General features: G+C 60.1%; 3 protein-coding genes. All 3 read left to right on the top strand.

The features are described 5' to 3' along the window. Positions 1–29: 29 nt before the first annotated feature. On the top strand, positions 30–11,771 hold the full coding sequence (locus G5S37_RS31120; protein ID WP_165210651.1) for a filamentous haemagglutinin family protein: 11,742 nt from the start codon (positions 30–32) through the stop codon (positions 11,769–11,771). Positions 11,772–11,844: 73 nt separating this feature from the next. Then, positions 11,845–12,735 carry a tetratricopeptide repeat protein gene (locus G5S37_RS31125; RefSeq protein WP_165210654.1) on the top strand — a complete coding sequence of 297 codons (891 nt, stop codon included), beginning with the start codon at positions 11,845–11,847 and terminating at the stop codon, positions 12,733–12,735. An 88-nt stretch (positions 12,736–12,823) separates the two neighbouring features. Beyond that, a complete protein-coding gene (locus G5S37_RS31130; RefSeq protein WP_165210657.1) occupies positions 12,824–13,102 on the top strand; it encodes a hypothetical protein in 279 nt (92 codons plus the stop codon). Positions 13,103–13,106: the final 4 nt, after the last annotated feature.

Genomic DNA, 13,106 nt, shown 5'->3' on the forward strand with positions numbered 1-13,106 from the left:
GGAGCACCGTAGCTTGCGCGATTCTCATCGTGGGGACGGCCGCCACGGTGCATGGCGGTGACATTCTGCGGGGTGGCGCGGCGAAGCCCAATGCCAGGCGTGCGGATGCCGGTGATCAAGCGACCGCCACCGCTGCTGCGCAGGCGCGCGCGAATGCGAAGGATGCCCTTTCCCGCACAACACAGGCGCTCAATGCCGCGAAGGCCATGCAGGCCGCAGCCCGGGCTGCCGCTGCAGCAAGAGGCGCCAACAATCTCGGACCGGATCCCAGTCATCCCGGCTTGATGCTGCCGGATGTGCCGAACGGACTTGCCGTGGGCGGCCTTCAAGTGGAGCCGGGTGGCGGATGGTCCGGCGCGAATCTTCCCACGCAGTCGAGCAGCGGTGGCAAGGTGCGCGTGACGGTGAAGCAAACCGAATCCCAAGCCCTGCTCAACTGGCGCACCTTCAATGTCGGTCGCGACACCAACCTGCATTTCGATCAAAGTGCGGGCGGCGCGGACGTCGGAAAATGGATCGCGTTCAACAAGGTCAACGACCCCTCAGGTTCGCCTTCACAGATCCTCGGTTCCATCACGGCACCCGGCCAGGTGTACATCATCAACCAGAACGGCATCATCTTCGGTGGTACCAGCCAGGTGAATACACATGTGCTCGTTGCCTCTTCCCTGCCCATCAATGGCACCTACGACAGCAATGGCCGACTGATCGCTGATCCCACGAAGAACACGTTGATCACGCGTGGTCTGCTTAACAATCCGGATGCGCACTTCCTCTTCTCCGCATTCGCCCAGGCGGCTGGAACGAAGGGGCCGACGGAGGGCTTCACCCCGCCACCACTTCCCGCCAATGGCAAGATCGGAGATGTGACCGTGCAGTCAGGTGCGCAGATCGTCGCGCCCACCACCGCTGCGAACGTCGGTGGCCGGGTGGTGCTTGTCGGTGCCAACGTGAACAATGCCGGCACCATCTCCACGCCGGACGGTCAGACGATCCTTGCGGCGGGTTTGCAGGTTGGCTTTGACGCCCACCGCAGCAGCGATCCCAGCCTGCGTGGCCTGGACACGTTTGTGGGTGCCGTGAAGGATCCCGATCCGCAATCGACGATGCCAGAATACGCTGGGACCGTCACGAATACGGGGCTCATTGAAGCTCCCCGTGCGAATGTGACTCTCGCGGGCAAGACTATCCGGCACTACGGCGCGATTGAAAGCTCCACGTCTGTTTCGCTGAACGGACGTGTTGATTTCGATGCGAGCTACGAGGCGATCAGCAACACGGCCTACAATCCCATCACCAATCCGAATATCGCACCGTTTCTCAGGCGCTCTACCGGTGTGGTGGAGATGGGCTCCGGCAGTCTGGTGAGCATCCTCCCTGAGTGGTCGAGCGCGGAAGCGGTGGTTGGCACTCAACTGGCATTACGCTCCCAAGTGAACATTCGCGGCAAGGTGGTTCATCTGGCTTCAGGATCCTCTATCCATGCGCCGAACGCCCTTGTGGCCATCAGTGCCGGTGTTTGGGACTTCACCCAGGGCCAAACATCCGCGACCAACCCATTCGTGTATTTTGGTGGCCAGATCTATCTGGATCGCGGCGCCATGATCAATGTCGCCGGTTCCACGGACATCAGCGCACCACTCGCACAGCACATTCTCACGGTGGAGTTGCGTGGCGCCGAGCTCGCCGGTTCACCGTTGCAGAGGAGCAGTATCTTCCGCCAGTTGGGGCAGGACAATCCTGATATCACGGTCGACCTGCGCCAGACTGGCGTGTACAACGGCCGCACCTGGTATGGCACCCCGCTTGCAGACCTCAGCGGCTACCTTGGCTTGATCCAGCGCACGGTGGGAGAGCTTACGATCGCAGGCGGCTCGGTCAGTTTGAATGCCGGCGGGTCCGTGGTGGTGCAGAACGGCGCGGTGATCGATGTCTCGGGCGGGTTCATCAACTACCAAGGTGGTACAGTGAAGACCACGCGTGTGATGCATGCGGGCTACCTCATGGAAATCGCGGACGCCACGCCCGACATTGTTTACGACGGCATCTTCACCGGGCTCTTCTCCGAAGTGCACGCGCGCTGGGGCATCACCAACACGTATCGGATTCCCTGGATGTCAGGCGAGCACTATGAGCAGCCCTACGTCCAAGGGGGTAATGGTGGCAGCCTCGCGATGGCCGCATCCGCCATGGCGGTGGATGGGGTGCTGCGTGGCGCCACGGTGGCAGGTCCGCGCCAGCGTGAGGTGTTGCCGCAGGGCAGCGAACTCACCTTCGCTTTCAAGAGCCAAAAGGTCAGCGTGCTGGAAAACTATCCTTTTCAGTCGCCCACTCCCCCCGCCATTACGTTCCAGGAGAACACCGAACAAACTCCTGTGGGCGCTTTTGGCCTGGATGCCTCTGGCAATCCGCTGCCCCTGCCTGCGGATCGCGTTGCTCGATTCCTTGTCTCGCCTTCAATCTTTACCACAGGAGGTTTTGCCAGTCTTACAGTGGAGAACCCAGATGGAGATGTCACCATACCTGCGGGCGTGGACATAGTTGCCCCGGCCAAGGGCTCGCTGAAGATCACCGGAGCAAACGTGATCGTGAATGGCTCTGTCACCGCGCCGGGCGGCCTCGTCTCCCTGCTGGCGTACAACATTTCTCCCTCGGTGAGGCAGGGCTTGCAATTCCAGGACCCGCTCCCGCAGACTTCTCCCCCGCCAAATCCAGACCGCGGGCAGGTGACCCTCGGACCATCGGCAGTGCTGGACACTGCGGGACTGATTGTCGACGACCGCCTCAGCGCTTCCGCACCGCTCTCCAAACCACTGGTGACAAATGGCGGCACGGTAAACATCACCGCCTATGCAGCTGAACTCTCCAGCGGAAGTGTGATCGATGTTTCCGGCGGTCTCGCTGTGAGCAGCACGGGCACGCGAACGTATGGCAATGCCGGTAGCATTGTCATCAAGACGGGCCAGGATCCGGGGCTGCTCTCCGTCGTTGGCGGCAAGCTCACCTTGGGCTCCGAGCTGAGGGGATACTCCGGGGCAACCGGCGGTTCGCTCTCCATTCAGGCACTGCTGATCCAGATCGGCGGCAGGGCACTGCATGAGGATACCTTGCTGTTCCAGCCTGAGTTCTTCAGTCAGGGTGGCTTTGTCAAATTCAGTCTCACAGGAATTCTTGGCGACGATGGTGAGGACATCCCGCCCGTTTATGTGGCACCGGGCACCAAGATCGAACCAGTGGCGCTTAGCCAGGTAGCAGTGCTCAATCCTTCAGACTCGCATGATGCCCAATTCATCACGGTACTGAAGCCAGAAGGCCTGCGTTCGCCGGTGAGCATCTCGCTGAATGCGCCGACATTGAGAGATTCTCTCAATTCGAAGATCATCCTTTCGGTGGGCAATCTCGTATTCGGCAGTGGAGCGTCCATCAAGACGGACGCACTGGGTTCCGTGTCCCTGACAGGCGGTACTGTGGCGGTGTTCGGTTCCATCGAAGCACCTGGGGGCACGATCAAAGTGACTGGTGAGAGCCAGTACCCCGTGTCCATTCCAAGCGAGGCAGCGACGGATGCGTTCGTGACGGTCTATCTCGCCCCGGGCAGCCTGCTTTCCACCAAAGGCAAAGTCCTTTACACGCCGGATCAGTTTGGGCGCACCACTGGCAGCGTGCTTCCGGGTGGCACTATCACGGTCGGTGGCAACATCGTGGCTGCCGCCGGCGCTGTGCTGGATGTCTCCGGGACGAGCGGTGTGTTGGATTTCCATCCCTCGCAGCTCGGGCTCAACTACTACAAAAACGGCCCGCTGGTACTTCCTATGGTGCCAGCCACCAGCGGTATCAATTCTCCGCTCTTCCAAAGTCTCGGAGTGCCAACGCGCGTGGACAGCGATGGCGGCACCATGAACTTCGACGGCGCGGAGATCCTCTTTGTCGACGCCACATTGAAGGGCAAGGCTGGCGGCCCCCGTGCCCTCGGTGGAAGTCTGTCCGTGACCACCAAAGTTTTGGAGCCTACAGGCGTGCAATGGTCTGATACCGACATCACCCTTGTGGTGACCCAGCATGGTCCTACGCTGCCTGTTCCGTTCGCTCCGGGTGAGTCGGCCATCGGGAAGGCCATCCTTGCTGCCGGGGGCGTGCCCATGCCCTACACTTCCACCAGAAGGTATTTCGCGGTGGAGGACTTTCTTAGTGGAGGCTTTGACTCGCTTACCCTCGGTGGAAACATCAGGTTCTCTGGTCCGATTGATATTCATGCCCGTGGTTTCCTGAAGGTCGGCTCCGGCGGGGTCATCAATGCTGACTCCGTGGTGAACTTGTCGGCACCCTATGTTCGTATCGGCCAGCCCTTTGTTCCGCCGCTGCAACCCGAGCAGCAGAGCCTGACTTTCCTCTTTGAGCGCAGCGACGCTACCGGAGCCAATCCCACGGAGTACAATCCCCTTCCGACTTGGGGTACAGGAAGGTTGCATGTCACTGCGGACACACTCGATATCGGCACACTCTTGCTGCAGGGCATTGGGGAGGCGAGATTGACGTCCAGAGGAGACGTCCGCGGCAATGGCGGACTTGAGATCGCGGGCAATCTCATTCTACAGGCCGGTCAGATCTATCCGACTTCCGGAGCGAACTTCACCATTGTAGCTCATGACTACACCGCGCCCGATGGTCCCCATCAGGGCAGTGTGACCATCCTCAGCATGGGCGCGCAGAGCACACCCCTTTCCGCAGGCGGGGTGATGAGCATCTACGCTTCGAACATTCATCAAGGCGGGGTGCTGCGCGCTCCGATAGGCACCATCAATCTCGGTTGGGATGGCACAGGCACGGCGCCGCAGGGCCTCATCAGCGGAACGAGTACCCAGGTAGTGCCTGTGACACAGCAACTCACGCTCGCTGCAGGCAGCGTCACCTCCGTGTCCGCCGTGGATGGCATCACGCGGGAAGAATTGTTAATCCCCTATGGATTCAGCCCGGATGGCAATACGTGGGTGGATCCCTTTGGCATTGATATCACCGCCGGCGGGGTACCTGCCAAGACCGTCAATCTCTCCGCACGCAGCCTCACCACGGAGACCGGATCCCTTATCGATATCAGCGGTGGCGGCGACCTCTTTGCCTACCGGTACGTTCCGGGGAATGGAGGACCGACGGATATTCTCGGATCCACCGGAAGTTTTGCGGTCATCCCCGGATATAGATCGAACTTTGCGCCGTACGCTCCCTTCAACTCGACGAACAGCGACGACAACCTCGCTGGAGGTGAGAGCGGCTATGTCAACGACACGCTCACGGTCGGCGATCGCGTATACCTGAATAGCAGCCCCGGTCTGAAAGCAGGGGTGTACACACTGCTGCCGGCACGCTACGCGCTGCTGCCGGGCGCTTTCCTCGTCACCCCGACAAAGGGCAGCCCCATCGGTACATATACCAATGCGGATGGCTCCAGTTATGTTGCCGGTTATCGATTCAACGACTTGAACTCGGATCGTGTCCTCTCTCCGAAGTACTCCCGCTTCGAAGTGGCGCCGTCGTCCACGTTCCTGCAGCGTGCGGAATATGAGGGGTATGTTGCCAGCACCTTCCTCCGTGAGGGCGCGCTGGCCGTGGGTGCCACCGTGCCCCGGCTGCCGCAGGATGGTGGTTACCTGCTCCTGCAGGCCAGCCAGGCCATGCGACTGGATGGCAATGTGAACGCACGCGCCGGGAACGATGGTCGCGGTGGTCTGATCGATATCAGCAGTGTACTTGATATCGTGATCAATGACTCCGGTACCGGTGGCGGCCCTGGAGCATTGACCCTCAGTGCCTCCAAGCTGTCGAGTTTCGGTGCGGAGAGCCTGCTGGTCGGTGGCTTTAGAACATTCAGTGACACTGGGACCACCGTCACGGTGCGTACGGGCAATCTCACGCTGAACAATCCCGGCGGCGCACTGACAGGACCTGAGATCATCCTGGCCGCGAACAAGAATCTGACACTGGCGCCGGGCTCATCGATTGTTCAGTCCGGAACGTTGACATCCGCGGATGCCTTGACCGTGCTGGGCGCGCTTGAGTTGCATACGGTGGGTGAAGCGATTCAATTCTCGCGCGGCGGCACACCGATCAGCTTCCCGAGGGGCACCCCGGGCAACAACCGCATCACGTCCACGGTGGGTGGCACCATCACGGATGCTAATGGCACGACTACCACGTTTGCTGCCAATACTCCCACGACGGTGGCGGCTGGCAGCACAGTCACGTTGAATGCCGCTGGCACCATCAGCTTTGCCAGCGGCACAGGCGGCTCCATACCGATCTCAATTGGCGATGGCGCTTTGGTGCGCGTGAGCGCAGATCCTTCCGCAGTCACTTCGCGCGGGGCAGTGGCCTCCTCCACGCAACCCAATCTGGTTGTCGGTGCCGGGGTGAACCTCAGTGGCGGTAGCATCACATTGGATTCCACTTATGCCACCGCGCTTCACCCGAGTGCCATGCTCACGGGCGAAACCATCAATCTGAACAGCGGGCAGATCAGCATCCAGTTGAACAATCCCGGGGCGTTGCAACCCACGGTGGGCCTCGTTCTTTCCGGCAATGCGTTGAATTCCCTTCGTTCCGCCAAGACGCTTTCGCTGCTGAGCTATTCCTCACTCGATCTCTACGGCACCGGCCAGTTCTCCACGGAGGGCAAGCTCGCGCTTCATGCGGCGGAGATTCGCGGGTTCAACCAGGGTGCGGGCACCGTCTCCTTCGGAGCCTCCTCCATCCTTTTGGACAACTCCGCCAACGTTCCTGCCACCGGCACGGCCGGCGCGGCTTCGGGAACCTTGGAGTTCAATGCAGGTGTCATCCAGATCGGTTCCAACACCATGCTCGTGAACCGGTACGCATCCCTGGTGCTCAATGCGAGCGACGAGCTTCTTTTCGCGGGAACCGGCGGCCTCACGGCTCAGCAGAACGTCACGGTGAATACACCAGTTGTCAGTGCGACCCGCTCGGCCGTGCAATCGTTGACTGCGGGCGGTGCACTGGTGATGCAGCGTACCGGCGTCGCCTCGGACATCACTGCGGGATTGGGCGCGACCCTCGCCCTGCAGGGCACGAGTGTCCTGGTGAATAGCGATATCACCCTGCCGAGCGGTCTCCTGTCCATTCGTGCCACCACGGGCAATCTGACTGTGGGAGGCCGCCTGGATGTCGGCGGTACTGCGCAAAGATTTTATGATCTGGTGAAATACACCGATGCGGGTGAGATCACTCTCTCTGCGGACGCGGGTGCTGTATCCGTTTTGGCTGGCGCCGTGATCAATGCCTCGGCGAACCCCGGTGGTGGTGATGCCGGCAGGGTAACCATCAGCTCGCCCACGAGCACGCTTTCCATTGACGGCCAGTTGCTCGGGGTCGGCGGCACTGGTGGTCGCAGCGGCACGCTGGTGCTCGACGTGGGGCGTCTGGATGGTGGCTTGCTGAGTAGCATCACGCCCATGCTGGTGGGCTTCAACGAGGCTCGTTCGATTCGCGACCGCCTTGATACCACCGTGACAGTTGATGGTGTCACCGTGGTGCGGAACTTTGTCCTGTCCGCGGATTCCGGCTCCATTGTGGTCACGGGAACGGTGGATGCCTCAGGAGTGACAGGGGGATCCATCGCGTTGCGTGCTTATCAAAGCGTGATCCTGGAGTCGGGTTCGCTACTGGATGCCAGCGCGCAGACCTTCAGCAATGCAGGCAAGGGTGGAGCCGTCTATCTGGAAGCAGGCTCCCAGAAAAATGGAGTGATCGCAGGGGGCACGACTGCTCCCACGGGTTGGGTTGATATACGCACTGGATCCACCATTGATCTCTCCGTCGCAGGGAACACGCCAGCCAGTGCTTCTGTCGGCTGGCTTACTGGCACGCTGCATCTTCGCGCGCCACAGATTGCAACGGTTGCCAATAACTTCAGCTCCGTCAACGACGTGGCCGTGCGGACCATCAATGGCTCCATCATAGGAGCGTCGAGCATTCTTGTGGAGGGCTATTGGCTGTTCGATATTTCAAACGCAGCCGGCGCCACCATCACCACTGCGGTGCAAAACAACGTCCGCACCAATGGCAATGCCCTCGTTGGTGTCGCAGGGTCTCCGGCCGCCGGATACAATGCGATGTTCAACCGCATTGTGGGGAGCAATCCGAACAACATTGCGCCGCTGCTGATCATCGCACCCGGCGCGGAAATCATCAATCGACTGGGTGACTTGACCCTCGGCACTTCCACCAGCACGTCGACTTCTGACTGGAATCTCGGAAACACCACCGCGGGACAGCGATTCCGTTTCGGTCCCAAGGAGGCACCCGGTGTGCTGACGTTGCGTGCCTCTGGAAACCTGGTGCTTTTCAACACCATCAGCGATGGATTCATCTCCAATCTCTACTATGCCCCGGACGGTTTGGGTTCGGTTTTGGGTCTTCTGCCGTATAATCCAAACCTGCCGCTCAATCTGCAGTCCTGGAGCTACCGGTTTACCGCCGGATCGGATGTTCAGGCCGTCGATTTCCACCAGGTACGCCCCCTTGCAAATGTAGCTGCCACTTCGGGCTCGCTGCTGCTCGGCAAGAATGGTGGTGCGAACACGGCCGCTGGTGGCAACAATGCCTTAACGAGCACCGCTATTGGGAACCCCACCACCAGCGCCTATAAGTACCAGGCGATTCGAACCGGAACGGGAACCATCGATATTGCTGCGGCCCGAGATGTGCAGCTACTCAACCAGTTCGCAGTGATTTTCACTGCAGGTGTTCAAGTGGCGGATCCTACGATGGGCGGCACCTTTGATATTCCGGTACCGGCGATATCAGACGTCCCCCCGGGAAATCTTGGGGTCATTCAGCAGCCTACCCCGTCGCCGGTGCAGTACACGATGGCTGGTGGTAGCATTTCGATTTCCGCGGGCAATGACATCACTCACCTGACCCGGAGTAACGCAACGACGTTGATTGCGGATTCCTCGAGAGAGATGCCCACCAACTGGCTCTACCGGCGAGGTGCCGTGGATCCTCTCACGGGTCTTTTCACGGAATCCCACTTCGGCGAAATCGCGTCCACCACATGGTGGGTGGATTTTACGAACTTCTTTGAAGGTGTGGGTGCGCTGGGGGGTGGGGACATCACGATGATAGCAGGGCGTGACGTGAGCAACGTCGATGCCCTTCTGCCGACGAACGCACGCATGCCAGGCAAGACGACCAGCGGCGACGCGATCGCTCCCAATGCCAGCGCGCTCGTGGAACTGGGTGGTGGCGATCTCAATGTCCGGGCAGGCCGCAATATCGACGGTGGGGTCTATTATGTAGAACGGGGCACCGGTACGCTTTTTGCCAGCAAGGAAATCACCACCAACAGCACACGCTCGCCATCGCGAGGCGTTACGAACGGCAGTCTGACCAATCCTGAAGTGTTCACTTCAGAAACGTGGCTTCCTACCACCTTGTTCGTGGGCAAAAGCACGTTTGATGTTTCTGCGCGGGGCAATGTGCTGCTTGGTCCCGTGGCAAATGCGTTCCTGATGCCACAGGGCTACAATAACTCATTCTGGTACAAGACATACTTCTCCACCTACGCTCCGGACAGTGGTGTGGAGATCTCCTCAATTGGTGGGACCATCAATCTCCGCAAGGCAGTGACGTTGCCCAGCACATCGCAAGCGGGTAGTTTCCCCGTGCTCTATCAGTGGTTCACAAAGGAACTGCTCCTGGTTACGTCAGGGACTATTTCCGCATCCAATGCCCAGCCCTGGTTGCGTCTGTCTGAGACCAGCGTAGTGCCATTCCGCACAGTCATGGATCTCATGGCGCCGAACCTCAAGGTGACCGCCTTCTCCGGGGACATCAATACGGTGGGGAATTTCATCCTCAGTCCGTCGCCGACGGGAACGCTTGAGTTCGTGGCCGCGGGCGCCATCGGTGGCATGCGTCCCACGGGGAATGTGACCCTCTCTGGGGTCACTACAAAGCTTTGGTCTCCTACCCAGATCAATGTCTCGGATTCGAATCCGGCATCCATCTTCAGCATTACCCAGCCGTTTGCTTATCAGAATCTCTTTGCCACAGCTCAGGCTGGGGGCATCCGCCAGACAGATGCCTCGTTCCTGAATAGTTTTAATGATCGTTTTGAGGAGACCGGTTCCAGTACTGGCGGCGCCGCGGTGCTCCAATTCAAACAGGCGCTTCACACTCCCGGCATTCTGCATAAAGGTGATCCCAACCCCGTTCGCTTGTATGCGGGCAGTGGTGACATTTCCGCCGTCACGGTCTTCTCTTCAAAGGCTGCGAAGGTGTTCGCTGGCAGGGACATCACGGATGTGGCCCTCTATATTCAGAACACGGATGTGGAGAATATCAGCGTCATCGCTGCAGGACGTGACATCGTGGCCTACAATCCCAGCGCGCCTGCGCGCCTACAGGCCACGGCACCGGGCAATCTCCCGAACTTCGGGGTCGTGCCGCTGGCTGGTGACCTGCAGATCAGCGGGCCGGGAACACTCGAAGTGCTTGCCGGCAGGGATCTTTCCCTGGGCTCAGGCGCGGTCAATGCGGATGGTACTGGTGCTGGCATCACCAGCATTGGAAATGCTCGCAATCCCTACCTTCCGTTCGAAGGAGCCAATCTCATCGTGGGGGCCGGCCTCGGCGGTTCCTTCGGGCTCTCCGACGGCACTCTGGATATCGAAACGTTCATTTCAGAGGTGCTGGAGGGTCCTGAGGGCGCGCGCTACTTCTCCGAGCTTGCAGCTACCTCGAATGGCACGGCTATCACCGATGTGGACTCGCTGAGCGAGCTTGAAGATGAAGAGAGGGCGCGCATTGCGCTGAATCTGTTCTTCCTCGCCCTGCGGGATGCGGGACGCGACTTCGAGATCAATGGAAACTACGACGCGGGTTTTGCGGCCGTCGACGCGATGTTCCCCGACTCGGGAAGTGCCACGGGTGACATCCACACGTTTTCACGTGACATCCGCAGCAAGAGCGGCGGCAGCATCAGTGTGCTCGCACCCGGTGGCGGGTTGGTGCTTGGCAGCAGCATTCTGGGAAACCCGTCGGTCCCGCCTGGCGTGGTCACAGAGTCTGGCGGCTCGATCAATATCTTCACGCATAACAGTGTGGATGTGGGCATTTCACGAATCTTCACGCTGCGCGGCGGGAATATCATGATCTGGTCTTCCACCGGAGACATCGCGGCGGGCTCGTCGGCGAAGACGGTGCAATCCGCGCCGCCCACGCGTGTGCTCATCGACCCCCAGAGCGCGGACATCACCACGGACCTTGCCGGTCTCGCGACGGGTGGTGGTATCGGGGTGTTGGCCACAGTAAAGAATGTGCCTCCGGGTGACGTGGACCTCATCGCACCGGTCGGCACCGTGGATGCGGGTGATGCGGGTATTCGCGCCACGGGTAACCTGAGCATCGCGGCTGCGACCGTCTTGAATGCGAGCAACATCGCCGTGGGAGGTGCCAGCTCAGGCACCCCTTCTGCTCCGGTGGTAGCGGCTCCGAATATCGGTGGGCTCACCTCCGCTTCAAACACGGCGGGTGCCGGCACTCAAAGCGCCGCGCAGACCGCTGCGCCGCGTCAGGAGGCACCCATGGCAGATGCAGTGCCGTCCATCATGGTGGTGGAAGTGCTCGGTTATGGCGGCGGCTCCGGCACCGGCGATGAGGAAGACGAAGAAGAGAAACGCCGCCGCCGCGCACTTGAGACACAGGAGAGTGCCGCGGATCAAGCGCCTGCGCCCTCGCCAAATCCCACTCGCTGATTTTTTTTCAGTCATCCCCCTGTTCTGATTCACCCTCACCTCTCTCTGCGTAATGCATCATTCAGCCTCTTTCATGAAGCATTCGAGCCGCACGCGGTTCACGTCATTTGTGGCCGGCGCCTGGTTGCTCGCACTGGGCATGGCTACCCTGCCCGGCTCGGACTTTTCTTCCGAACTCAAGAAAGCCGAGGCAGGCGACGCCGAGGCTCAATTCCTCACTGGCCGGTCCTATGATCGTGGCGAGGGTGTGTCGCAGGATTATGCGAAGGCCCGCGTGATGTATGAAAAGGCAGCCGCGCAAGGAAACGCCAAGGCCATGAACAATCTCGGAGCCTTGCACCTGAACGGGCGGGGGGTGCCGAAAGATGAAAAAGCGGCCATGGAGTGGTTTAAGAAATCAGCGGAGAAAGGCGCAGACCGGGCTCAGTTTACTTTGGGAGTTTGTCTCCAGGAAGGACTGGGGATGAAACGCAATTTGCCGGCAGCGGTGGAATGGTTCGAGCGTGCAGCGAAGCAGGGGAATGTGGACGCCCAGCGTCGGCTGGTGGAGCTGTTCTATGATGGCGCGGAGGGTCTGGAGCGTGACTACGCGAAAGCCGCCTCCCTTGTGAGGCCCCTCTCGGAAACGGGGGAACCCTGGGCCATGAACTTCCTGGGGGCCATGTACGAGTTTGGCTATGGAGTCGAAAAGGATGACAGCGCCGCCCTGCAATGGGTGCGCAAGGCCGCGGAAAAAGGCGACGGTAGGGCGCTCTTCAATCTTGGTTCACGCTATGCCTCGGGACATGGAGTGCCGCGAGATATCCTCCAGGCATGTGTCCTGCTCGAGCTCAGCTCGAAAAAAGGGGAGAAGATCGGAGTGGCTTTGCTCGCCGAACTCAAGCCCACGCTGACACCTGAACAGAAAGAAGAGGTGAAGCGTCAGGTGGATGGAACTCCGGCGATCTTCAAGACTTCTCCGTGAACCAGAGTTCCGGGGACCTCGCCACTTTTGGTTGGTGAGGTTCCCCGTCCGACGGCTGCATTTCCAAAAGCAGAGTTATCAGCATCCCATGACCCATACCGCTCCCATGCAATCCGGCACGACTCCAACGCCTGATGGCAAGGATCCAGCATCACCAAAGTCGTTGCCTTCTCCGGATGGTGCCAACAAGAAAACCGTCCGCCCGCGAAAGAGGAGAAAAATCAAGATCCAGCCGCGCCGCGACAAGACCGTCTGGGAAGCCGCCCCCAACGGCATTGATCATGCCATCCTCCTGGTGGGGCTGGGCATCTTTGTGTCGCTCGTGCTCTTCGCCATCTTCCGGGTGATGATGGCTTCGCATCAATAGCAGC

Source organism: Roseimicrobium sp. ORNL1 (assembly GCF_011044495.1).
Taxonomy (GTDB): Bacteria; Verrucomicrobiota; Verrucomicrobiia; order Verrucomicrobiales; family Verrucomicrobiaceae; genus Roseimicrobium.

Coding starts and splice junctions, on each gene's coding strand:
- G5S37_RS31130 (WP_165210657.1), top strand. CDS start 12,824: ATGACCCATACCGCTCCCATGCAATCCGGCACGACTCCAACGCCTGAT.
- G5S37_RS31125 (WP_165210654.1), top strand. CDS start 11,845: ATGAAGCATTCGAGCCGCACGCGGTTCACGTCATTTGTGGCCGGCGCC.